The sequence below is a fragment of the Amycolatopsis sp. NPDC034160 genome, assembly GCF_055575355.1.
In genome coordinates, this window is the sequence record NZ_JBVISU010000007.1 from 214,379 (window position 1) to 237,448 (window position 23,070).

Annotated in this window: 24 protein-coding genes; 16 read left to right on the forward strand and 8 right to left on the reverse strand. The window is 68.5% G+C overall.

Going from position 1 to position 23,070, the window contains the following annotated elements; genetic code table 11:
- Positions 1–7: 7 nt before the first annotated feature.
- Positions 8–265, reverse strand: coding sequence for a hypothetical protein (locus tag ACZ54P_RS17390; RefSeq protein WP_465462536.1), 258 nt, complete (start codon positions 263–265; stop codon positions 8–10).
- A 10-nt stretch (positions 266–275) separates the two neighbouring features.
- Between ACZ54P_RS17390 and ACZ54P_RS17395 the strand changes: the two genes are divergently transcribed.
- Positions 276–617: a hypothetical protein gene (locus tag ACZ54P_RS17395; RefSeq protein WP_465462537.1), complete on the forward strand. Its 342-nt coding sequence runs from the start codon at positions 276–278 to the stop codon at positions 615–617.
- An 88-nt stretch (positions 618–705) separates the two neighbouring features.
- Here the strand turns inward: ACZ54P_RS17395 and ACZ54P_RS17400 are convergent, their stop codons facing one another.
- A complete protein-coding gene (locus ACZ54P_RS17400; RefSeq protein ID WP_465462538.1) occupies positions 706–2,469 on the reverse strand; it encodes a protein kinase domain-containing protein in 1,764 nt (587 codons plus the stop codon).
- Between the two features lie 184 nt (positions 2,470–2,653).
- Here ACZ54P_RS17400 and ACZ54P_RS17405 point away from each other — a divergent pair, with 184 nt between their 5' ends.
- Both ACZ54P_RS17405 and ACZ54P_RS17410 read left to right on the forward strand, forming a co-directional pair.
- Positions 2,654–4,525, forward strand: a complete 1,872-nt coding sequence (locus ACZ54P_RS17405) for a propionyl-CoA synthetase (RefSeq protein ID WP_465462539.1) — start codon at positions 2,654–2,656, stop codon at positions 4,523–4,525.
- A gap of 109 nt (positions 4,526–4,634) precedes the next feature.
- Positions 4,635–6,227: a beta-N-acetylhexosaminidase gene (locus ACZ54P_RS17410; protein ID WP_465462540.1), complete on the forward strand. Its 1,593-nt coding sequence runs from the start codon at positions 4,635–4,637 to the stop codon at positions 6,225–6,227.
- Between the two features lie 58 nt (positions 6,228–6,285).
- Here ACZ54P_RS17410 and ACZ54P_RS17415 read toward each other — a convergent pair whose 3' ends face one another.
- Both ACZ54P_RS17415 and ACZ54P_RS17420 read right to left on the reverse strand, forming a co-directional pair.
- Positions 6,286–6,897: a TetR/AcrR family transcriptional regulator gene (locus tag ACZ54P_RS17415; protein WP_465462541.1), complete on the reverse strand. Its 612-nt coding sequence runs from the start codon at positions 6,895–6,897 to the stop codon at positions 6,286–6,288.
- Positions 6,887–7,582: an MOSC domain-containing protein gene (locus ACZ54P_RS17420; RefSeq protein ID WP_465462542.1), complete on the reverse strand. Its 696-nt coding sequence runs from the start codon at positions 7,580–7,582 to the stop codon at positions 6,887–6,889. The genes ACZ54P_RS17415 and ACZ54P_RS17420 overlap by 11 nt, the downstream gene beginning before the upstream one ends.
- 40 nt (positions 7,583–7,622) lie before the next feature.
- Between ACZ54P_RS17420 and ACZ54P_RS17425 the strand changes: the two genes are divergently transcribed.
- Positions 7,623–8,219 carry a TIGR03086 family metal-binding protein gene (locus tag ACZ54P_RS17425; RefSeq protein ID WP_465462543.1) on the forward strand — a complete coding sequence of 199 codons (597 nt, stop codon included), beginning with the start codon at positions 7,623–7,625 and terminating at the stop codon, positions 8,217–8,219.
- Positions 8,220–8,426: 207 nt separating this feature from the next.
- Here the strand turns inward: ACZ54P_RS17425 and ACZ54P_RS17430 are convergent, their stop codons facing one another.
- Complete coding sequence (locus ACZ54P_RS17430) at positions 8,427–9,491, reverse strand: aldo/keto reductase (protein ID WP_465462544.1); 1,065 nt, start codon at positions 9,489–9,491, stop codon at positions 8,427–8,429.
- Between the two features lie 111 nt (positions 9,492–9,602).
- Between ACZ54P_RS17430 and ACZ54P_RS17435 the strand changes: the two genes are divergently transcribed.
- Positions 9,603–10,433 carry a helix-turn-helix transcriptional regulator gene (locus ACZ54P_RS17435; RefSeq protein ID WP_465462545.1) on the forward strand — a complete coding sequence of 277 codons (831 nt, stop codon included), beginning with the start codon at positions 9,603–9,605 and terminating at the stop codon, positions 10,431–10,433.
- A 22-nt stretch (positions 10,434–10,455) separates the two neighbouring features.
- On the opposite strand, the gene ACZ54P_RS17440 is transcribed toward ACZ54P_RS17435, so the two are convergent.
- A complete protein-coding gene (locus ACZ54P_RS17440) occupies positions 10,456–11,055 on the reverse strand; it encodes a DinB family protein (protein ID WP_465462546.1) in 600 nt (199 codons plus the stop codon).
- A 91-nt stretch (positions 11,056–11,146) separates the two neighbouring features.
- Between ACZ54P_RS17440 and ACZ54P_RS17445 the strand changes: the two genes are divergently transcribed.
- The 8 genes from ACZ54P_RS17445 (at position 11,147) to ACZ54P_RS17480 (ending at position 17,936) form a co-directional block, all read left to right on the forward strand.
- Positions 11,147–11,947: an SGNH/GDSL hydrolase family protein gene (locus ACZ54P_RS17445; protein ID WP_465462547.1), complete on the forward strand. Its 801-nt coding sequence runs from the start codon at positions 11,147–11,149 to the stop codon at positions 11,945–11,947.
- Positions 11,926–12,483, forward strand: a complete 558-nt coding sequence (locus ACZ54P_RS17450) for a TetR/AcrR family transcriptional regulator (protein ID WP_465462548.1) — start codon at positions 11,926–11,928, stop codon at positions 12,481–12,483. The genes ACZ54P_RS17445 and ACZ54P_RS17450 overlap by 22 nt, the downstream gene beginning before the upstream one ends.
- Before the next feature lie 131 nt (positions 12,484–12,614).
- Positions 12,615–13,349 (forward strand): DUF2786 domain-containing protein, encoded by a 735-nt coding sequence (locus ACZ54P_RS17455; protein WP_465462549.1) that lies wholly within the window; start codon positions 12,615–12,617, stop codon positions 13,347–13,349.
- Between the two features lie 106 nt (positions 13,350–13,455).
- Entirely contained in the window at positions 13,456–14,211 is a 756-nt protein-coding gene (locus tag ACZ54P_RS17460; RefSeq protein ID WP_465462550.1) for a GNAT family N-acetyltransferase, read from the forward strand.
- Between the two features lie 28 nt (positions 14,212–14,239).
- Positions 14,240–14,617: an ArsR/SmtB family transcription factor gene (locus ACZ54P_RS17465; protein ID WP_465462551.1), complete on the forward strand. Its 378-nt coding sequence runs from the start codon at positions 14,240–14,242 to the stop codon at positions 14,615–14,617.
- On the forward strand, positions 14,614–14,883 hold the full coding sequence (locus tag ACZ54P_RS17470; protein WP_465462552.1) for a hypothetical protein: 270 nt from the start codon (positions 14,614–14,616) through the stop codon (positions 14,881–14,883). Before ACZ54P_RS17465 ends, ACZ54P_RS17470 begins: the two co-directional genes overlap by 4 nt.
- Positions 14,884–15,013: 130 nt before the next feature.
- Positions 15,014–17,221: an MMPL family transporter gene (locus ACZ54P_RS17475; RefSeq protein ID WP_465462553.1), complete on the forward strand. Its 2,208-nt coding sequence runs from the start codon at positions 15,014–15,016 to the stop codon at positions 17,219–17,221.
- Positions 17,214–17,936: a class I SAM-dependent methyltransferase gene (locus ACZ54P_RS17480; RefSeq protein WP_465462554.1), complete on the forward strand. Its 723-nt coding sequence runs from the start codon at positions 17,214–17,216 to the stop codon at positions 17,934–17,936. Before ACZ54P_RS17475 ends, ACZ54P_RS17480 begins: the two co-directional genes overlap by 8 nt.
- Here the strand turns inward: ACZ54P_RS17480 and ACZ54P_RS17485 are convergent.
- Both ACZ54P_RS17485 and ACZ54P_RS17490 read right to left on the reverse strand, forming a co-directional pair.
- Entirely contained in the window at positions 17,933–19,306 is a 1,374-nt protein-coding gene (locus ACZ54P_RS17485; RefSeq protein ID WP_465462555.1) for a UTP--glucose-1-phosphate uridylyltransferase, read from the reverse strand. The genes ACZ54P_RS17480 and ACZ54P_RS17485 overlap by 4 nt on opposite strands.
- A 31-nt stretch (positions 19,307–19,337) precedes the next feature.
- Positions 19,338–19,910 (reverse strand): 5-formyltetrahydrofolate cyclo-ligase, encoded by a 573-nt coding sequence (locus ACZ54P_RS17490; protein ID WP_465462629.1) that lies wholly within the window; start codon positions 19,908–19,910, stop codon positions 19,338–19,340.
- A 218-nt stretch (positions 19,911–20,128) separates the two neighbouring features.
- Here ACZ54P_RS17490 and glp point away from each other — a divergent pair, with 218 nt between their 5' ends.
- The 3 genes from glp to sepX all read left to right on the forward strand — a co-directional run bounded on the left by glp (position 20,129) and on the right by sepX (position 23,035).
- On the forward strand, positions 20,129–21,400 hold the full coding sequence (glp, locus tag ACZ54P_RS17495; protein ID WP_364205522.1) for a molybdotransferase-like divisome protein Glp: 1,272 nt from the start codon (positions 20,129–20,131) through the stop codon (positions 21,398–21,400).
- Positions 21,400–22,071, forward strand: a complete 672-nt coding sequence (locus ACZ54P_RS17500) for a GNAT family N-acetyltransferase (RefSeq protein ID WP_465462556.1) — start codon at positions 21,400–21,402, stop codon at positions 22,069–22,071. Before glp ends, ACZ54P_RS17500 begins: the two co-directional genes overlap by 1 nt.
- A gap of 160 nt (positions 22,072–22,231) precedes the next feature.
- A complete protein-coding gene (gene sepX, locus ACZ54P_RS17505) occupies positions 22,232–23,035 on the forward strand; it encodes a divisome protein SepX/GlpR (RefSeq protein WP_465462557.1) in 804 nt (267 codons plus the stop codon).
- Positions 23,036–23,070 lie beyond the last annotated feature (35 nt).

Below are 23,070 nucleotides of genomic sequence, written 5' to 3' on the forward strand. Positions count from 1 at the left end.
TTAGTTGTTACTCTCCCCTGGTCAGCAGCAGTTCGACAGGGGGCACCATGACGATCCGACCGCTCGGAATGACTTGCGCGGCCGCGGCGCTGTTCTTGATCGCGGGCTGCGAAGAGCAGACGCCGGGCACGGCGGCACCGCAGGCTTCGGCCATTCCGAGCACTTCGGTGGCGCCGGGCAGCAGCTCGAGCGCGCCTACGTCGACTACGAGTCCCAGCGCAACAGTTCCTTCGGCGACGGCCGCGACGATCACCAAACCCGCCACCGGCGGCGCGGTGGCCCACACCCTGGAAGGGGCCGCGACCGTGATGGAGGAATATCACCACGCGTTGGGCGCCAAGGACCTCGACACCGTTTGCCGCATCACCGCGCCGGCGTTCGACGGCGGGATGAAGGAGTGCCGCAGCCTTACCCCGTTCCAGTTCGAGATGTTCACGCCCGCGGATTTGAAGAACCTGAAAGTCACCCGGGTCGACCGGACGAAGGTGAAGAGCCAGGGGCCCGACCAGGTCACCGTCCCGCCCGAGGCGATCGCGCCGAAGGCGACGATCATGGACGGCGACCCCAAGATCTTCACCATGGGCTGGCGCGGGGGGACCTGGGTCATCATCAAGTGAGAGAGCAAGGGACCTTTGCTGGCGTTCGTTAGTACACTAACTAACGCTAGCAAAGGTCCCTTGCTCTCTTTTCGCAGGTCAGCGCGGGTCAGCGCGGGTGGCGCTGGGGCTGCGGCTGGTGTTGCGGTTGCGGCGGGCGGCGCGGAACGATCTGCGTCACCGGGCCGTCCGGCGACTTGCCCGCCCGGGCCAGCCAGCCTTCGACGTCGCGCCGCACGGCGGCCAGCGTCGGACGGCGGCGGGGCTCTTGGTCCAGCGACGCGATGAGGATCCGGGCGTGCGCGCTGCGGTTCGGCAGCTTCGACACCGGTTCGGCGCGGGCGGCGGCCATCAGCGCGGCCATCGGGGTCTCGCGCGTGCCGCGCGGCGGCTGGCCGGACAGCGCGTAGCTGACCGTCGCCGCGAGCTGCCAGGCGTCCGACGCCGGGCTCGCCGGGGAACCCATCGCCTGCTCGGGGGCGACGAAGTCCGGCGTGCCGATCATCATCCCGGTCGCGGTCATCTTCGAGTCGCCCTGGCTGCGGGCGATGCCGAAGTCGATGAGATGGGCGAGGCCGTTGCGGTCGAGGATGATGTTCGACGGCTTGAGGTCGCGGTGCAGCACACCTTTCTCGTGCGCCGCGGCGAGCGCGCCCGCCATGGTCGACCAGAGCCGTCCGGCGGCGATGTCGTCGAGCGGGCCTTGCGAGTCGACGATCTCGGCCAGCGACTTGCCTTCGAGGTATTCCATCACCAGCGCGAGCCCGTCGGGCTCTTCGACGAGGTCGTACACACGGACACAGTTGGGGTGGTTCACGACGGCCAGCGCTCGGGCCTCGCGCTGCATCCGCTCCTCGGTGTCGCGGTCCGGCGCGTGCGCGATCTTCAGCGCGACGGTGCGGTTGAGCTGGGTGTCGATCGCTTCCCAGACGGTGCCGAAGCCACCGTGACCAAGCCGTCGGACGCGCTTGTAGCGGCTGCCGCCGGAGTTACGGGATCCCGGGGGCGCCGGGACCGGTCCCGGCATCGCGGCCAGTGCCGGCGGTTCGGGCGCCTGCGCCAGTGCCGTCGCCGGGTACTGCTTGGCAGGCGGCGGGGGCGGCAACTGCTGCTGCGGCTTCGGGGCGGGCGGCTCCGGGCGGTACGGCTCGACCTTGGGCCGGGGCTGCGGATCCGGCCGGTTGATGACCGACCAGGCAGGCGGGCCGACCAGCGCCACGGGAATCAGGCCCAGCACGCTGAACGGCAGGAACCCGAGCCAGAAGTGCACGGCGGTGTTCGCGCCCATGCCGACGCTCGCCAGCACCATCAGCACGAACGGGATCCAGAAGAACCGCGAAGGCCACTTCGGGCCGCGACGGAACGCGGTGCGTGCCTGCAGCATCACGAACAGCAGCGCCAGCGCCGGGAGCCCGACCAGCAGGATCAGGTAGAAGACGTAGCCCAACTGCATGCCGCTCGGATAGAACAGGACCTCGTAGACGTTCTGGCCGCGGCCGAGGTACTCGCTCTGCTTGCCGATCAGCGGGCTGTAGTCGGTGCTGAACGTCGACAGGTCGCTACTGGAGAAACCGGACGCACCGCCCGCCTCCGACGAGGCCGCCTCCTGATAGGTCTGCGAAACCCCGGTCGCCAGCAGCCACGGCAGCAGGAAGACGGCGACCACGCCGATCCCGCCGAAAATGGACAGGGTCACCACGTCGTAGCGGTTGCCGGTGCCTTTGCGGATGATCGCGACGACCATCGCCCCCAGTGCGGGCAGCAGCGCGACCAGCGCTCCCGCGGTGCTCGTCGCCCACACCCAGTCCCCGGGCCAGATGCCCGGTCCGAACAGGCCGTGCGCGAACGAGAGCAGCGCGCTCGCTAGTCCCATGGACCCTGCTCCCCTCGCCAGTCAAGGCCGTTTCCGGCCGGTTTTTCCCTAGTTCAGCTTAGGACGCTCTAGGCACTTACAGGGTTGCCGGGTTGCCGCGGGCGTCTCCACGCCGTTACCACCAGGCATTGGCGCGGTCGAAAGTCCATGATGGGGTCCGTACCCGAGCGCGAAGGAGCATTCGATGTACGCCGAGTCCTACCAGCGGAGCCTCGAAGACCCGGAGGGTTTCTGGCTCGAAGCCGCACGGGCGATCGACTGGACCCGCCCGCCGACGCAGGCCCTCGACGCGTCGAAAGCGCCCTTCTACCGCTGGTTCCCGGACGGGGAGCTCAACACGGCGTTCAACGCGCTCGACCGGCACGTGCGGGACGGCCGCGGCGAGCAGCTCGCGCTGATCTGGGATTCCCCGGTCACCGATTCGGTCCGCCGGTTCACCTACGCGGAATTGCTGGCCGACGTCGCCCGGTTCGCCGGCGCGCTCGCCTCGCTCGGCGTCGGCAAGGGTGATCGCGTCATCATCTACCTGCCGATGGTGCCCGAAGCCGCGATCGCGATGCTCGCCTGTGCCCGGCTCGGCGCGGTGCACTCGGTGGTGTTCGGCGGCTTCGCGCCCAAGGAACTGGCGGCGCGGATCGAGGACGCGAAGCCCAAGGTGATCGTGGCGGCTTCGTGCGGGATCGAACCGACGCGGGTCGTCGAGTACAAGCCGATCATCGACGAGGCGCTCGCGGGAACGGCGCACCAGCCGGACAAGGTCGTCGTGCTGCAGCGAGAACGCTCCCGCGCCGAACTCGGCGAACGCGACGCCGACTGGGACGAACTGGTCGCGAAGGCGTCCCCGGCCGATCCGGTACCGGTCGCCGCCACCGAGCCGCTCTACATCCTGTACACCTCCGGCACCACCGGGAAGCCGAAAGGCGTCGTGCGCGACACCGGCGGCCACGCGGTGGCGCTGGCCTGGTCGATGGGCGCGATCTACGACGTCCATCCCGGCGACGTGTGGTGGACGGCGTCCGACGTCGGCTGGGTGGTCGGCCATTCCTACATCGTGTACGCGCCACTGCTCATCGGCGCGACGACGCTGATGTACGAGGGCAAACCAATCGGGACCCCGGACGCGGGCGCGTTCTGGCGGGTCATCGCCGACCACGGAGTGAAGGCGCTGTTCACCGCGCCGACGGCGTTGCGCGCGATCAAGAAGGTCGATCCGGACGCGAACGAAGTGAAGAAATACGACGTCAGCCACTTCGAGACGTTGTTCATGGCGGGGGAACGACTCGATCCGGAGACCTATCACTGGGCGCGCGAGAAGCTCGGCGTTCCGGTGATCGACCACTGGTGGCAGACCGAGACCGGCTGGCCGATCGCGGCGAATCCGCGCGGACTGGAGCCGATGCCGGTCAAACCCGGTTCCGCGACGAAACCGGTGCCGGGCTGGGACGTGCGGATCCTGGACCAGTCGGGCGAACCGCTGTCGGCGGGGCAGGAAGGCGCGATCGCCATCAAGCTGCCCCTGCCGCCGGGTTCGCTGCCGACGCTCTGGGAGGACGACGAGCGGTATCGAGAGGCGTATCTTTCGCGGTACGACGGCTACTACCTGACGGGTGACTCCGGGTACGTCGACGAAGACGGCTACCTGTTCGTCATGGGCCGCACCGACGACGTCATCAACGTCGCGGGCCACCGGCTTTCGACCGGTTCGATGGAGGCAGTGCTGGCTTCCCATCCCGCCGTCGCCGAATGCGCGGTGATCGGGGTCCGTGACCAGCTCAAGGGGCAGCTGCCGCGCGGCTTCGTAGTGCTGAAGTCAGGCGTCGAGGCCGACGCTGAAACGCTCAAATCGGAACTGGTCGCGCTGGTGCGGCGCGACATCGGCCCGGTCGCCGCCTTCCGTGACGTGTCCATTGTGGACGCGCTGCCGAAGACGCGATCCGGCAAGATCCTGCGCAAGACCATGCGGGGTATCGCCGACGGCCGCGACGAACACGTGCCTTCGACGATCGAAGACGCGAGCGTTCTCGACGCGCTGAAAGCGGTGCTACGCGGCGAGTGAACCGGTGACCGGTACGCCGTCGTAGTCCGATCGGGTGTTGTCGCGTTTGCCCTATTGGTCTATACCTCTAAGAGCAGAGAGTCTCCAGGTACCCGACCGGAGGTGCTCCATGAGTAAACGCATGTCCAGAGCCGTGCTCGGCGTGGCCGTCCTGGGTCTCGTGACCTTCGGACTGCCCGCGACGGCGAGCGCGGACCCCGCGGCGGCACAGCGCGCGAAGGCCGAGCGGACCGTCGCCGACGTCGTCCCCGCGCCGGTCGAAGCGAAGCCCGACCCCCGCGCCGACTTCCGGCTCAGCCCCGCGACCGTCATCCGCACCGACCGCGACGGCAAACAGGTCGCCGACTACCTGGCCGGACTGCTCCGGTCCGCCACCGGCTACCGGCTGCCCGTCGTCAGCGGTCACCGCGGCGGCGGTCCCGCCATCTCGCTCGAAACCGGCCACGCGGGCGGGAGGGTCGGCACCGAGGGCTACCAGCTCAAGGTCTCCCCCGGCGGCGTGACCCTGAAGGCGAACACCGACAAGGGCCTCTTCCTCGGCGTGCAGACGTTGCGCCAGTTGCTTCCGTCGGCGATCGAGGCGAAGACCGTCCAGCGCCGTTCCTGGGTGATCTCGGGCGGCTCCGTGCTCGACTATCCGCGTTTCGGTTACCGCGGCGCGATGCTCGACGTCGCCCGGCACTTCTTCACCCCGGCGCAGGTCAAGCTCTACATCGACCAGATCGCGCAGTACAAGATCAACACCCTGCACCTGCACCTGAGCGACGACCAGGGCTGGCGGATCGAGATCAAGAGCTGGCCGAAGCTGGCGACCGTGGGCGGGCAGACCGCCGTCGGCGGCGCGCCCGGCGGCTACTACACCCAGGAGCAGTACAAGGACCTGGTGCGCTACGCGGCTTCGCGGCACATCACGATCGTTCCCGAAATCGACATGCCGGGGCACACCAACGCGGCACAGCACTCCTACGCCGAACTGAACTGCGACGGCGTGGCGGTGCCCCCGCGCACGGACACCGCGGTCGGCTACAGCTCGCTGTGCATCACCAAGGACATCACCTACAAGTTCGTCGACGACGTCCTTCGTGAACTGTCCGCGATCACCCCGGGGAAGTACATCAACATCGGGGGCGACGAGGCGCACGCGACCACTCCGGAGGATTACCAGACCTTCGCCAAGAGGGTTCAGCCGATCGTCGCGAAGTACGGCAAACAGATCACCGGCTGGCACGAGATCGCCAAGACCAACCCCCCGGTTTCGGCACTCCCGCAGTACTGGGGCACGACCGGCACGGACGCCCATGTCGCCGCGGCCGCGCAGCGGGGCAACAAGATCCTGATGTCGCCTGCCAACAAGGCGTACCTGGACATGAAGTACCACCCGCAGACGCGGCTCGGCCTGAGCTGGGCGGGGTTGATCGAGGTCAAGACCGGCTACGACTGGGACCCGGCCACGCACCTGCAGGGCGTGACGGAACAGAACGTCGCCGGAGTCGAGGCGCCACTGTGGTCGGAAACGCTCGTCACCAGTGACGACATCGAGTTCATGGCGTTCCCGAGGTTGCCGGGTTACGCCGAGATCGGCTGGTCACCGAAGGCTTCCCGCACGTGGGACGCCTACCGGCTCCGGCTGGCGAAGCAAAGCCCGCGGTGGGTTCAGCAGGGGATCGACTTCTACCGGTCCACTCAGGTCGACTGGAAGTAGCGCCTCGCGAGTGCATTGAAAGGCCCCTTCATTGCAAAATTTGCAATGAAGGGGCCTTTCAATGCACTGCCGCGGAGTCGAGACGGGCGGCGATGGCGGCCCGAGCCAGCGCGTACGGCTCCTTGCCGCCGAACATGACCGAGTCCGCGTTCGCGGCCCGGCCGAGGGCGTTCAGCTCGAAGGCCAGCCTGTCCACGTCGACGGATTCGCGAAGGTGTCCGGCCTTTCGTGCTTCGACGACGGTGGACCGGATGAACTTGGCGAAGGCGCGGCTCGCGTTCGCCACCGCGTCGTGGACCCGGCCGGTCCGCGCGTCGAACTCGGCCCCGGCGTTGAAGAAGAAGCAGCCACCGGGGAATACCCGGCGTTCCGAGTAGTCCAGCCAGTTCGCGCACAAGGCGCGCAGCCGGGCGATCCCCTGCTCGACCTCCAGCGTCGGGGTGACGACGTTCTCCGCGAAGATCGCGCTCGCCGTCTCGATCGCCGCGAGCTGCAGTTCCTCCTTGGAACCGAACAACGCGAACACCCCGGATTTGCTCAGTTCCAGCTCGGTGGCGAGCCTGCCGAGAGACAACCCCTCGAGCCCTTCGACCGACGCGATGTCGACGGCGCGCCGCAGGACGATCCGCCTCGTCGCGTCGCCGCGGGCCACCCGGCCGTCAACCGGCATCCCGATCCTCCCGCCGCCGTTTCGCCGATTCCAGGCCGTCACGGTACTGCCGGGAGAGCGCCGGTGCCGCGAGGACCCGATCCAGCAGCGCCCAGTACGCGGCCCGGTGATCGTCGTCCAACTGGGCGACGTTGGTGAACGACGCGACGTAGACCTCGGCGATCGTCGGGTTCACCGGATCGCGTTCTTCGAGTGTCATGCGCCCCGAAGTGGGGACTTCGCCCGTCCGGAGCACCCGCAGGTACCAGCCGCTGCGGCCGGAATCGATCATCGCCGGGATGACGTCCTTGCGCCCGGTCTTCATCGCGAGTTTGAAACACGGCGTCCGCGGCTGCGAGACCTGGACCAGCGCGTCTCCCCAGGCCCAGACATCGCCGACGCGTACGTCGTACTCGTCGGCGCCCGTCACCGACGCGTTCTCCCCGAAATCGCCCGCGACCACCGGGAAGCCCTGCTCGGACCAGGCCGCGTAGTGCGTGGCCGGATAGACGTAGACCGCCTTGTCGACGCCGCCGTGAACGGTGCGATCCGCCTGGTCGTCACCGGCCAAATTGATCTCGCCGAGTTTCACCGAGGACGTCTCCACGCGTGATTTCGCTATGGCGCTGTACACCGGGACGTCACGCTTCAGCCCCAGCACTGACGGCCGTCCTACGAAGACCGCGTTCACTTCGAGAGTGCTCACCCTCCAGAAGATAGCACGATCGTTCGTATAGTTTAAGTCCATGGACCTTCTCTCACTGTCGACCCGGGCGCATCACGCCACCCGGACCACGATCGCGGGAATCGGTGCCGACGACTGGGACCGCTCGACCCCCTGCGCCGAGTGGACCGTCCGCGACCTCGTGGAACACCTGATCGACAACAACGAGCGGGCTGCCGCGCGGGCGGCGGACCGCCCTCGCACGACCCGCTCGACGACAGTCGACAACCTCGCCACGGCCTACGAAGAAAGCTCCGCCGAGTTCCTCGCCGCCTTCGACGACCAGGCCCTGCAGAAGACCTTCGACTTCGGCGAACTCGGGCCGCTGCCGGGCAAGAACGTCCTGGCTGTGCTCTTCGTCGACACCCTCGTGCACGACTGGGACCTCGACATCGCGCTCGGCCGCGAACACCGCTGGGACGACGAACTCGCGACGGCCGCACTGGGCGTAGCGAGCCGCTACCCCGATGGCACGCCAGTGCGCGGACCCGGCGGTGCCTTCGACCACGCTGTCGAGGCACCGCCGCGCGCCGGCACCGGCGACCGGCTCATCGCGTTGCTCGGCCGTTCGCTTCCGTTTACGCCCTCGAACAAGGTGACATCGCCGGGCGTTCTCTGACCACGACACAATCTTTGACGGAGCAGGGTAGGCCAGCTGAAGCCTTAAGGATGACCATCCTGCCGTGCTCATCGACAGCAGGGTGGGATCACGACCGCGGCTGCTCAGGGTCCCTGCGGATACCCCTTCGCCTGCACTGATGAGGTTTTCGGCAGGTACAGGGTGCTGGAGCCGGTTCCAGGTGGTCCCGCGCTTGCCACGCGCGCGTCAGCGACGGGTCTCGATCTTCATATCACCTCGGGAGACCTTGCGGCCGTGGTCGCTGGCGAGCAGGTCGTGGGGGGTGCCGAGTTCGATCGCGCTGGCCTCGTCGAGGCGGGCCAGTTGGGGTGCGGTGAAGTCGACCTCCAGGGCACCCAGGTTGTCCTCCAGTTGCGCGGGGGTGCGTGCGCCGATGATCGGTGCCGTCACGCCGGGGCTCCGCAGGGTCCAGGCCAGCCCGACCTGGGCAGGTGTGCGGTCCAGGTCCGCGGCGACCTCCCGCACGACGTCGGCGATGGCGAGGGCGCGTTCGGTGAGCATCCCCAAGCCCAGGTTGACGTCCTTGCGGGTGCTGTCGCCGGAGCCCGGGCCCGGTGCGGTCAGGTCGGCGCGGCTGTACTTGCCGGTGAGCAGGCCTCCCGCCAGCGGCGAGTACGGGGTCACGCCCAGCCCCATCTCCCGTGCCATGGGGATCAGGTCGCGTTCCGCGGTCCGGTTGACGAGGTTGTACTCGACCTGCAACGCGACCAGCGGCGACCAGCCGCGCAGGTCGGCGATCGCCTGCATCCGCGAGATCTCCCAGGCGGGCACATTGGACATCGCCACGTAGAGGACCTTGCCCTGCCGGACCAGGTCGTCCATGCCGCGCAGGATCTCCTCGACCGGCGTCGTGAAGTCCCACACGTGCAGGTGGAGCAGGTCGATGTAGTCGGTGTTCAGCCGCCGCAGGCTGCCCTCCACCGACGTGAACAGGCTCTTGCGGCTGCTGCCCCCGGAGTTCGGGTCTCCGGGCGTGCGCAGCGTCGTGTACTTCGTCGCCAGCACAAGGCTCTCGCGGTCGTCGCGGGCGAACTCGCCCAGCAGGCGCTCGGAACTGCCGTCGGTGTAGGTGTTGGCGGTGTCCAGGAAGTTGCCGCCTCGATCGACGTAGGTGTCAAACAGCTTGCGCGCCTCGTGCTTCTCGGCGCCCCAGCCCCATTCGGTGCCGAAGGTGGCCGTGCCGAGCCCCAGCGGTGAGACCCGTAGCCCGGAGCGGCCCAGCAGCCGGTAGGTGTCGAGGGTGAGTGGCATCGTGTTCTCCGTCCTTGGTGGAACACGAAGTCTGGGATCATCGCCAGCGGGGGATAAGGGAGGGAAGTTCCTGGGAAGGCCAGTCCCACCCTGCCGGTAGCATCGACCGCGATGACGCGCACCGTGGACACGACACAGCAGCTGGCCGCGTTCCTGCGGGCCCGGCGCGAACGCCTTGACCCGAACGAGTTTGGTCTGCCCGCGCGCCGTCAGTCCCGGCGAACACCGGGACTGCGCCGGGAGGAGGTCGCCGAACTGGCCGGGGTGAGCGTCGACTACGTCGTGCGGCTGGAACAGGCCCGCGGGCTGCGGCCCTCGGCGGACGTGGTGGAGGCGCTGGCCGACGCGCTGCGCCTGACCCCCGACGAGCGCACGTACCTGTTCGACTTGGCCCAGCAGCGCCCGCCCAACGCCGACAAGCCGGCCACCACCGCGGCACCACCGCTGGCGAGGCTGGTCGCCGACCTGTCGCCGCTGCCTGCCATGCTGATGAACCACCGCTCCGACATCCTGGCCTGGAACGACGAGATGGCGAAGCTGTTACTGGACTTCAGCACGCTGCCGCCATCGCAGCGCAACTCGATCTGGCTGTGCCTGGCGCACCCGGAGATCCGCGAGTTCTACGTCGACCGCGAACAGGTGGTGCGGGAGGGCGTGGCCCACCTGCGCGCCGCGTGGGCCACGCACCCCGAGGACCACGTGCTGAACGACCTCATCGCCGACCTCCTCGCAGGCGTCGAGGACTTCGCGCGACTGTGGACGCAGCAGGACGTCAAGGTGAAGGGCCGAGGGCGCAAGGTGATGCGGCACCCGTTAGCCGGCCTGATCGCGGTGGACTTCGAAGTGCTCACGCCGCTCCAAGACCCGGACCAACTGCTGGCGATCCACCGCGCGGCGGACGAGGAGAGCCGAACGGCGTTGGACCGGTTGTGGGCACGCTGAGGGCGGATCGTCCCCTCCTTGCCTAGGACCGACCGCCGCGAGCGGGCTGGGCGGCGGCCTTGGCGGCTTGCTCGATCTGGTCGCGCCGGGTTTCCCAGAAGGCCTCGTCACGCTGCCGGGTGGAGTAGTCGGTACCAGTCCCGGTCGAGCCGTCCAGTTGTTCGCGCAGGATGTCGGCGTGTCCAGCGTGCCGGCTGGTTTCGGTGAGGATGTGGACCAGAATGGTGAACAGCGTCACGTGAGGTCGCGGCCACCAGGGCACGTGGCCAGGCGAGTCAAGGGCCAGAGCCGCGATCGTCGCGTCGGAGTGGTCCCAGACGCGTCGGTAGCGGCCGACGATCTCCTCGCGCGTCTCGTGCTCGGTGGCCCACATGTCGGCACCTCGTTGCCCGAGGTCGTCCCATCGGGGCAAGGGCTCGGGAAACGGCCGGTCGAAGACCTCGCCGAAGTACCGGGACTCCCAGAGCGACAGGTGCTTGACCAACCCGAGAAGGTTGGTCCCGGTCCGGGTCAGGGGACGGCGGATCTCGTACTCCCCCAGCCCGTCGAGCTTCCAGAGCATCACCTCGCGGACTTCGCGCAGATCACTATGCAGGGACTCTTGCGCGACATCGTCGATCATGACACGAGCCTGCCACGCGCCGAGTAGACAGCGTCTACATCAGTTTGATAGAAAGTGTCTACAAGGTGAACTCGCGGTTACGGAGATCTGGATGGGCTACCAACGTTTCGTCGCGCTCGGCGACAGCTGCGCCGAAGGGCTGGCCGACCCTCATCCGGCGGGCGGGTACTACCGCGGCTGGGCCGACTTCGTCGCGGGACGCCTCGCCGAGGACGAGCCCGGATTGCGCTACGCCAACCTCGCGGTCCGCGGTCGCAGACTCGACCAGATCCACGCCGAACAGACCCCGGCGGCGAGCAGGCTCCAGCCGGATCTGATCGCGCTGTTCGGCGGCGGGAACGACGTGATGAGCCGAGGCTGGGACGCGCGGACGGTCGCCCGCCGCGTCGACACGGCCATCCGTGCCTGCACCGAGATCGCGCCAACCGTCGTCACCTTCACCCTCAGCGACATCTCCCACCGCATGCCGATGGGGCAACGCGTGCGCCCGCGTCTCACCGCGTTGAACGACGCCGTCCGCGAAGCATCCGTCAGCTACGGCGCGACGCTCGTCGACCTCTGGCCGGATCACGCCGCGCACGATTCCCGCTACTTCGGTCCGGATCGGCTGCACCTGTCCGAGCAAGGCCACCGGCGGCTGGCAGGGCACGTGCTCGATAGACTCGGCGTCGCGCACGACTCGTCATGGCTCGAACCGCTCCCCGGCCCGGCCGGACGCGCCGGCCTGCGGGCGGACCTGCGCTGGGTGGCCAAAGAGGTACTCCCGGTCGCGGTCAGCCGGTTCCGCAACCGGCTCATCGGCCGCCAGCCTGGTGACGGCTTCCTGCCCAAACGCCCCGACCTCCTGCCCGTCCTCGAGGAGAGCCGTCCATGGGCGCCCGAACCCGCCTGATCGACACCGCGGCGAACCTGCTGGCCGAAGACGGCGTCGCAGCCGTGACGCTGCGCGGGATCGCGAAAGCGGCCGGCGTCTCGCACGGGGCGCCGTTGCGTCACTTCACCGGCCGCGCCGCCCTGCTCTCGGCCGTCGCCACCCGCGGCTACACCGAGCTGCTCGACCGGGGCACCGAACTGCCGGACGCGACGCCGCGAGAACGGCTCATCGCGGCTTGCCACGGCTATCTCGACTTCGCGCTGGCCAATCCGGCGATGTTCGAGCTGATGTTCCGCCGCGACCTCATCGATCCGGCCGATCCCGAACTCACGCGGGTGAGCAGCGCGGTGTTCGACTTCTTCGCCACGCTGGTCGCCGACGTCCAGCACGAAGACTGGCATCCCGCCACCGATCCGCGGTTGCTCGCGTCCTCACTGTGGGCGTCGCTGCACGGTCTCGCCCAGCTGTGGCTTTGGGGCGGGCTGGCGGGCGCCAGTTTCGCGTCGTCACCGGAGATCGCGCTGGCCGTCACGCTCGACGCCTACCTCGGCTGACCCCGGAGGAGCCGGGCACCGACACCTCGGCCGACATGCCACCCCCTTGCCGGGATCCGAACATCTGGGCGAATATTGTCGGACCCCTCTCCTAGGTTGATCCACTCCAACCCACTCAGGAAGGGGGAGCCATGCCCGACCATGACACGCTGCTCGCACGCGTCCGGAAACTTCTCGCCAAGGCGGAGGACCCGGCGGTCACCGAGGCCGAAGCGGAGTCGTACAACACCAAGGCCGCCGAACTGATCGCCCGGTACGGCATCGATCAGGCGCTGCTGGCCGATTCAGGGGCGACGGCCGACGAGATCACCCAGGTCTTGATCCCGATCGACAACCCGTACAGCCGGGACAAGGCGGGACTGCTCACGAACATCGCCCATCCGCTGCGCTGCCGGGCCCTGCTGCACCGGCTCGGCCAATCCGTCACCGGGGTGACCGTCTTCGGTTTCCGCTCGGATCTGGAGCGGGTCGAACTGCTGTACACGAGCCTGTTGCTGCAGGCGACCACCCAGCTGACCAGGGTCCGCCCGGAGAACCGCGTGTTCGCGGGCGAATCGCTGGCCGCGTACCGGCGCACCTGGCTGCACGGGTTCTCCGGCGCGGTCTACGAGCGGCTGCGCAACAGCGAGGACACCGCGGCCCGCACCCACACCGCCACCGCGGGCCGTCGCTCCGCCGAACTGGTGATCCAGGACCGGACGACGATGGTCAAACAGGCATACGACGAGCGATACGGCGACCTGCGCTCGGCCCCGCCGAGGCGGCTGTCCGGCAGCGGCTACCTCGACGGGCACTCCGCGGGCGAGCGCGCCAACCTCAACACCACCGGCATCACCGGACGGCGCCGCGCGCTGCCGGTACGTTAAGCCCGCACCGCACAGACATCTCCCCCTCGTGAACAGCCACGGCGCGAACGAAAGCCGTACCTGAAAACCACCTCGTGAGAAGCGTGCCCTCGGGTCTACTGAGGACATGATCGTGATCGAAGACCTGTCCACCCGGCCCGAGCTGCGCGAGCCCGCGCTCCGCCTCGGCGGTGTCGGCGGCGAGTTCCTCCAGCACGACCAGACCGGTTTGCTGGCGAAGTCGTCCCATCTGGCCGCACGCTGGCCGGAGTACTTCCTCGTCCTGCTGGAAGACGACGTCCCGGTGGCGAGAGCGGCCGCCGTCCCGGTCGAATTCCCGACGGCCGAACGCCCGGAACTGCCGGACCACGGCTGGGACGCCGCCCTGATCTGGGCCGCGGAAGACCTGATGAGCACCCGTGAGACGAATACGCTGATCGCACTCGAAGTGATGGTCACGCCAGGCCACCGAGGTGGCGGCCTGGCCACGAAAGCGTTGGAAGCGTTGAAAGAACGCGCCTCGGGGACGGGGATGCGCAAACTCGTCGTGCCGGTCCGTCCGGCCGGGAAGGAGAACGAACCGGGACTGTCCTTTGAGGACTATGTCGCCCGCCGTCGGCCGGACGGGCTGCCGGAGGATCCGTGGCTGCGCACGCACGAGCGGCTAGGTGCCCGGTTCGTGAAGGTGGCGCCGTTCGCGATGACGGTGACGGGCACCTTCGCGCAGTGGAAGGCGTGGACCGGTGTCGAACTCCGGGACGGTCTCACGACCGTGCCGGGCGGGATCGCGCCGGTACTCGCCTCCTCGGCGCTGGACCTCGGCGTCTATGTGGAACCGAACGTCTGGCTGGAGCACCTGGTAGACGGAGTCGGCACCTGCTAGATTTCTTTGGCATGTGCAGGAGCGTGGGGTGAACGACACCGGACCGACCGGCGACGAGTTGCTGCGGCTGCTGGGAACTCTGGCGAATCCACACCGGCTGCGCATTGTCGCGGCGCTCCGCGCGGAGCGCGCGTACGTGAGCCAGCTGGCGCGAGAGCTCGGCATCAGCCGGGCGCTCATGCAGCTCCACCTGCGCAAACTGGAGGCGGCCGGACTCGTGTCGGCCACTCTCGAACTGTCGGAGGACGGGAAGGCGATGAAGTTCTACGAGGTGAATCCGTTCCTGGTCGAACTGAGCCCGGACGCCATCGCCGCCGCGGCACCGACGCTGAGTAGGTCAACACCGGGTACAGCGACACCGGACACGGCGATAACGGACGAGGGCGAGCAGAGGGAGCGACCGTGAAGTGGCATCAATGGCAGGAGGTCGCCGGACTGGTCGGCATCTTCGTGTTCCTCACCGTGGTGATCACGGTGGTCGTCTGGCAGTTCGGCGCGACCATCCGGGCCAAGGGCGCGCTCGCGCGCGAGCAGGAATACCGCAGGCTCGCGGAAAAGGCCGTCCAGGCGCAGGAAGAGACCGAACGCAAACTCACCGAACTCGACGGGCGCCTCGCCGATCTCCAGAAGAACGTGGGATCGGTCGAGCGGATCCTCAAGGAGGTCGACTGACCACCCGCGCTCCGGCTTGAACCGGATCGAAAGGCCCTGGGCCGCCGAGCGGCAACTCGACGACCCAGGAAAGAAGAAGCAAAAACCTCGCCCGAGGCATCTCACTCCTTCACGCAAAGGACTGTAGTTCATGCTGCCCGAAAACAAATCGCGCGCACCGGTGACCGAGCGGATCGCCGTCTGGTCTCTGCGACACCGCGCGCTGACCCTCGTCGCCTGGGTCGCGCTGGTGCTCATCGCCCTGCTGTCGGGAACACTGCTGGACGGCGAAAGCCGACGCAGTACCGATCCCGGTGAATCCGGCCGCGCGCAAACCGCCTTGAACGCCCAGAACACCTTCGATCCCCTACGCGAGAACGTTCTCGTCGAGGCGAAGGACCCCGGCTCTCCCCCGTTCGCCGCCAACGGGGACCTCCGGCGGGCGACCGAAGACCTGGTCACCACGCTCGCCCGGTCCGGCGCCGTCGCCGACGTCCGGTCCCCGCTGACCACCGCTGGCGAGGAAAGAGTTTCCGGTGACGGCAGGTCCGGTCTGGTCGGCTTCTCGATCGCGGGCGGGGAGCAGGAAATCCGCCCCAACTTCGAGACCGCGGCGACGCGGATCGACCAGGTCGCGGCCCGGCATCCGTCGGTCCGGCTGGGCCTGTCCGGCGATCTCAGTCTCTCGACCGTGGTCGACAAGGGAATCCGGGAGGACGTCAAGCGGTCCGAGTTCCTTTCCCTGCCGCTGACGCTGGTGATCCTGCTGATCGTGTTCGGCGCGCTGGTCGCCGCGTCGGTCCCCTTGCTGCTGGCGGGCACGAGTGTGGCGGCGACGTTCGGGTTCCTCTCCGTCGTCGACGACTTCGCCCCGATCAACGGCGCGACGACGGTGATCACCCTGCTCATCGGAATGGCGGTCGGTGTCGACTACTCGCTGTTCTTTCTCAGGCGACAACGGGAAGAACGCGCGCGCGGGCACTCCGTCGACGACGCGATCCGGATCTCGGCGAGGACGTCCGGCCACGTCGTGGTCGTCTCCGGCGTCACGGTCGTCCTCTGTGTGAGCGGGTTGGTGTTCACGGGACTCGACAATTTCAGCGGCCTCGCGATCAGTACGGTGTTCGTGGTCGGTTTGGCCGTGCTCGGCGCGGTCTTGGTCCTGCCCGCGTTGCTTTCACTGCTGGGTGACAAGGTCGATCGAGGCCGGATTCCCTGGCTGGGCAAGCGACGCACGGTCGCGGAAAGCTCGCGGTTCTGGTCCGCTACGGCACGGGCGGTCACCCGGCGGCCGGCGTTGTGGGGCGGACTCGCGACCGCGTTGCTGATCCTGCTCACGCTGCCCGCGCTCGGCATGCACCTGCAGGATCCGACACCGGCGGAGAGCCTGCCGCGATCGACGGCGACGATCGACGCCGCCATCCGCACCCAGGAAGCGTTTCCCGGGGTGGTCTATCCCGCGACAGTGGTACTGACGGCCGAGAACGGGGGCCCGGTGGACAGTCCGGCGCTCCGGTCGGCGATCACGGAACTCGACCGGCGGATCGGCGAAACCGGTGGGGTGCTGAACAAACCGCTCGCGGTCGGGAACGCCGGTGACGCGGTGGTCGTCCGGGTCCCGCTGTCCGGCGCGGGCCGGGACGCGACCTCCGATGCCGCGCTGGCGAAACTGCGCACCGAGGTGCTGCCCGCGACGATCGGCGAGGTGGACGGGGTCGAGTTCGCCGTATCCGGCCGGACGGCGAACGCCCGCGACTTCGCCGACCGGGTCATCGAGCGGATGCCACTGGTCTTCGGTTTCGTGGTGCTGGCCGCGTTCGTGCTACTGCTGCTGGCTTTCCGATCGGTGGCGGTGTCTCTCGTGTCGATCGCGCTCAACCTGCTGTCGATCGGCGCGGCCTACGGCGTGCTCACCTGGATCTTCCAGCACGGGCACTTCGCCTCACTGCTGGGTTTCACCCCGTACGGCGGGGTGGTCGGCTGGCTGCCGATGTTCATGTTCGTCCTGCTGCTCGGACTGAGCATGGACTACCACATCTTCATCCTCAGCCGGATCCGTGAACACCGGGCCGACGGTGCCCTCGCCGCGATCGTCCGCGGTACCGGCAGCAGCGCGGGGGTGGTCAGCAGCGCGGCGGTGATCATGGTCGGGGTGTTCAGCGTCTTCATCACGCTGAGCGCGATCGAGTACAAGATGATGGGCGTCGGGATGGCGGTCGCCGTACTGATCGACGCCACCCTGGTCCGCGGGGTGCTGCTGCCCGCGTTCCTCGCGCTGCTGGGAAATCGGGTCTGGCGGCCCCGTCATAAATCCGTGGCTGCCGAACGTGTCCCGGAACTATCGTCGCCGAATGCCTGACGCGCTCTTCGCCCACGCCCGGCTCGCGCCGATCTACGACGCCTTCGACGGCGCTCGCGACGACCTCGACCACTACCTCGCCATCATCGAGGAACTCGGGGCGAAACGAGTGCTCGACGTCGGTTGCGGCACCGGCTGCCTCGCCGTCCTCCTGGCCGCACGCGGGATCGAGGTGGTGGGGGTCGATCCGGCCGAGGCGTCACTGGAGATCGCGAAAGCCAAGGACGCGGCAGGGAAGATCACCTGGATCCACGGTGACGCGAAAGCCGCGGGTGAGGTGGGCGCCGATCTCGCCGTGATGACCGGGAACGTGGCCCAGGTCTTCCTCACCGACGCCGAGTGGGACCGGACTCTCGAAGGCATCCACACCGCGCTGACGCCCGGCGGGTATCTGGTGTTCGAGATCCGGCGTCCGGGCCGCCGCGCGTGGGAGGACTGGAGCGCCGACACCGCGCACGAGATCATCGACGTCCCGGGCGTCGGCGAAGTCGAGCAGTGGCGCGAGGTCACCGAGGTGAACCTCCCGTTCGTCTCGTTCCGGTACAGCTACCGGTTCTCCGACGGCGAGGTCGTCACCTCGGATTCGACCTTGTGGTTCCGTGAGCGCGAAGACTTGGAGGCGCTGCTGAGCGAACACGGTTTCCGCGTCCTGGACGTCCGGGACGCCCCGGATCGTCCAGGACGCGAGTACGTGTTCATCGCTCAGCGGAGCTAGAGGACTTCGTCGTCCGGAATGGTCTTCGGGCCGGTGAGCTTCACATCGCCCCGGACGACGACGTTCTTCCCGAAGGTGACGTCGCCGTCCACTTCGAGACTCGTGCACTCCTTGAGCGAAGGCGCGGAAGGGATGCGCGCGTCGAAGTCCGGCAAGAGCTTGTAGAACTCCTTGCTCAGCGACACGACCGGCGGGGTGGTGGTGTACTCCGGGATCAGCTCCCCGCCGGGGTCGAGCACGTAGGCGTCGGAACGGACGACGAGCAGGTCGTCGGTGGTCTTGACCGGCGCGAACCGGGTGCGCGGGATCTCGATGGCCCGCGCACCCTCGACCGAGCCGATCGCCGCTCCCATCGCCGTTTCGAGCTGGATCACCGGTGTACTGGTGGCATCGGCCGGATCGACGGTCTTCCGGTTCACGATCAGCGGCAGCACCGGCGCGGCGGGGTCGGCGTCCTGCAGTTCCTTCAGCCGTTCGAGGTCGAACCAGATGTTGTTGGTGTTGAAGAACCGCCACTTGGCGACGTCGCCGAACGAGTCGTCGCCGTCGGGCACCTGTGCGGATTCACGCAGGACGATCCGGCCGTCGCGCAGCGCGAGGTGGCCGCCCTTGCGGTCGGCCGCGGTGCCGAGCACGGTCTCCATCGCGAACGGGATGTTCTCGCTGGCGAGCCACGCGGCGATCCGGGCGTCCGGGAGCGCGCCGAGGTTGTCGGCGTTGGACACGAAGCACCAGCGGATGCCTTGGGCGAGCAGGAGATCGAGCATCCCGCTCACCGCGAGCGCGATGTAGATGTCGCCGTGGCCCGGCGGGCACCATTCGAGTTCCGGGTTGGCTGGCCACTCGACCGGCCCGCCGTCGGCGGTGATCTTCGGTTCGCGGCCCTGCAGGAAGTCGGCGGGGATGGCCTCGTCGGCGAGATCGGGGTACTTCTTCAACAACTCCAGCGAGGGCTCGCGGGTGCCCGCCGAATTCATGAGGATCAGCGGCAGCCGCGCGTTGTACTTCTCGCGGGTGGAGAGCACCTGCATCGCGATGACGTCGAGGAACGTCTTGCCCGGTTTGATTTCCAGCAGCGATTTCGGTCCGGTGAGCCCCATGCTCGTGCCGAGTCCGCCATTGAGTTTGAGGACAGCGGTGCGGTCCAGGACCCGGCGCGCTTCTTCGGCGTCCGGTTCCGGCAGATCCACGAGCCTGCTGATGTCACCGAGGGGTTCGAGTTCGTTTCCCGGCAATTCACCCGCGCCGGGTTCGGACAGCTGCTCGATACGTCGTCGCAGGGCGGCCAGTTCCATGGCGTGTGCGCCCGCGGAACGCATTTTCGACAGCGTTTCGGCGAAACGATCGGACAGGTGCGCTTCAGAGCTCATTGTGCCCTTTCTGAACCACTGCGTCGGGGCGTCAGTCTATTACCGGGCGCGGCGCCAGGCCGTGCTCCGGGGTCAGTACCCCGGTCATGCGGACGTCATGCGGTTCCGCGGGCAAGTGATGAACGAGTTCGGTGTCCCGGACGACGGCGATCAGCGCGGCGTCCGGCGCGGCGAAGGAGAGTGACCGGTCGTAGTACCCGGCGCCCCTGCCGAGCCGGACGCCTTCGTCGTCGACGGCGAGCGCGGGGATCAGGACCAGCTCGGCCGCCCCCAGCGTGTCGGGACCGAGCCGGCGGCCGGTCGGTTCGAGCAGTCCCCGTAGCCGGCCCGGCCCGAGACTCGACGGGCCTTCGTAGTCGGCCCAGCCGAGCGGCCCCGGTGCGCCGGGGACGATCGGCAGCAGCACGCGTTTGCCCTGGTCGCGAAGTTGATCAAGGAGCGACGCCGACCCCGGCTCGGTGCCGAACGGGACGTACGCGCACACGACCGCGCCCGGCAACAGGACGGCCGCGGCGGCCAGCGAAACCGCCTCACGAGCCCGCTCTTCCGGTACCAGCGAACGCCGTTCGGCGGTTATCCGGGAACGCCACTCCGCCTTGCTCAGGTGTTCATTGCCGGGCTTGCCCACGTGGTCAGGTTAGGCTTCACGCCTATGACAGGCGCAGCGACCACCCCGGCGGCACGGACCACGAGGAGCTTGCCCGATCGGGCGATTTCCACGGCTTCGGACCGCATCACTCCTGGTAACGGTGGTGAACTTCAGTTCACCGACGGGCCTTCATCGCGTGCCTGGTCGAACGAACGGATCGAGATTTCCCAGTCATGACGGAGCCCATCGCCGAAGCGGCCGAGACCGAAGACGCGGGACAGTTCCGTTCCGTCGAGGATCAGATCGCGCTGACCCTGGACGCCGCGGTACGCCCGCGACCGGTCCGGGTCGCCATCTCCGAGGCCCAAGGCCTCCTGTGCGCCGAAGAGGTCGTCGCCGAACACGCGCTGCCCGGTTTCGACCAGGCCGCCGTCGACGGTTACGCCGTGCGAAGCGTCGACGTCCGCACCGCCGGCCAGGAGCCGGTGCAGTTGCCGGTGGTCGGCGAGATCGCCGCCGGTTCACGCCAGCCGCGACGGCTGCAACCCGGCCAGGCCGTACGCGTCGACACCGGCGCGCCGCTGCCCACCCTCGCCGACGCCGTCGTCCCGACCGCCTACACCGACGGCCACCAGGCCAAGGTCACCGTGCACAAGTCGGTGCCGTCCGCCGGTTACGTGCGCCGGACCGGCGAGGACGTACAGATCGGTGACGTCGCCGTGCGCAAGGGCGACACGATCGGCTCGGCCCAGGTCGGCCTGCTCGCCGCTGTCGGCCGCGCGAAGGTGCTCGTCTATCCGCGACCGCGGGTTTCGATCGTGTCCGTCGGCGACGAACTGGTCGACATCGACCGCACCCCGTCGGTCGGGCAGGTCTACGACGTCAACTCCTACGCGCTGTCCGCGGCCGCGCGGGACGCGGGCGCCGAGGTGAGCCGCGTCGGCATCGTCCCCGGTGATCCGAAGCGGCTGCGCGAGATCGTCGAAGGCCGCCTGCTGATGTCGGAGATCGTCGTCGTCGCGGGCGGCGCCGGCGGGAGCGCGGGCGACGAGGTGCACGCGGCGCTGTCCGATCTCGGCAACATCGACATGACCCGCGTCGCCATGCACCCCGGCTCGGTACAGGGTTTCGGCAGGCTCGGCCCCGATTCGGTGCCGACGTTCCTGATCCCCGGCAACCCGATGAGCGCGCTGGTCGTGTTCGAGGTCCTGGTCCGCCCGCTGATCCGCGCCGCGCGCGGCACCCGCAACCCGCATCGCCGGATCGTCGGCGCGCGGCTGCTCTCCCCGATCACCTCGACCAAGGGACGCAAAGGTTTCCTGCGCGGGCAACTGCTGCGGGACGAGGGCAACGGCGAATACCTGGTGCAGCCACTCGGCACTTCCGGCGCGCACCTGCTCGCGTCGCTGGCCGAGGCGAACTGCCTGATCAACATCGACGAGGATCTCACCGAGGTCGCGGCGGGCGAGCAGGTCAAGGTGACCTTCCTGGCCCAGAGAGCGTAATGGGCGCACCGATTTCCGGCGTCGCCTATCCGATCGAGAGCAGGCATCCGGGCTGGCCCGCGAAGCTCGGGCCGCTCCGGGTACCGGCCGGGATCCTGGCTGTCCGACCGGTCCGGCTGCGGGACGCCGGCGAGTGGAGCCGCGTCCGGCTGCGGGACCGCGAACATCTCGAGAGATGGGAACCGACCGGCGTCGGACCATGGCCGGAGCGCAACGCGTTCTGGTCATGGCCGTCGCAGTGGCTGGCCCTGCGCGGCCTCGCCCGGCGCGGGCAATGCCTCCCGTTCACCATCACGGTAGATGGACGCTTCGTCGGGCAGATCACTGTGGGTAACGTCATCCGGGCCTCCCTCCGGTCCGCTTGGATCGGCTACTGGGTGTCATCGGACATCGTCCGCAGCGGTGTCGCGACCGGCGCCGTCGCCCTCGTCACCGACCACGCCTTCGACTTCGGCGGACTGCACCGGCTCGAGGCGACCGTCCGCCCCGAAAACACCCCCAGCCTGCGGGTTCTCACCAAAGTCGGGTACCGGCGAGAGGGCCTCTTCGAGCGTTATCTCGACGTCGCGGGCGGCTGGCGGGACCACTTCTGCTACGCCGTCACCAAGGAAGAAACCGGTGACGGACTGGTATCCCGGCTCGTCGCGAAGGGCCTCGCGGAGCGGGTTTGACCTCCTCACGGGTCGTTCCGGTGACCGCGTTACCACAAACTGTGAGATTCACCTAATTTGGTGATGCATTTTCCGTGATCGAAACCGGCGAGTCTGCGCGGCGTGTGTGACTGTTGTGGCTAGCGTGACTACAGCAGTGGATCGGGGGAGGTGACGGGAGATGCCCAGTTCGGTGATCATCGTCGCGCTCGCAGCGGCATGGCTCGTCGTTCTCGTGCCCATGGTCGCCCGCAAGCGCCAGCAGGTCGCACGGACGGCGGACTCGGCCCTCGCGGCGCGAGTCGTGCGGAGCGGGAGCACACGCCACGAGGGACCGGAGGAGTTCGCCATGGCGGAGAACACGGAACCATCGGTAGAAGACGACCTGGCCGAGCTCGAGGCGGAACTCGACGCCGACCTCGAAGAGGAGGAGCCGGAAGCCGAACCGCTTCCCCAGCCCTCGCGCGCGTCCCGCACCGAACGAGAACGCCAAAGCGCGGGCTACCGTCCCGGCCGGGGCGGGTTCGACCCCGAGGCGGCCGACATCGCCGCACGCGCCAAGTACGCGTTCCGGCAACGGGTCGTCATCGCCCTGCTGGTACTCGTGGTCACCACCGCGGCTGTCGCCGGCTTCCTGACGCCGATGGTCTGGTGGGCCAACGGTGTCGTCGACGCCGTCCTCATCGGCTACCTGGCCTACCTGCGCCGCCAGGTGCGCATCGAGAACGAGATCCGGCAACGCCGCCTCGCCCGCTACAACAGCACCCGCGCCCCGCGCCGCCCGTCGATCGCCGACGACGAGACCTCCCACGAAGACGTCGAGGTCGCCGCCGCCGACCGCCCGGACATCGTGGAACGCAAACCGTCCCCGATGTCCCGCCTCCGGCGCCAAGCCGTCGTCGTCGACCTCGACGACGAGGACCCGGCCTTCCACGAGCTCGACGAGCCCGGGACCAGGCCGTTCCGCCGGGCCGTCGGAGAGTGACCCCCCTCGTTGGGAGCTCCATGAGCCACTGATAG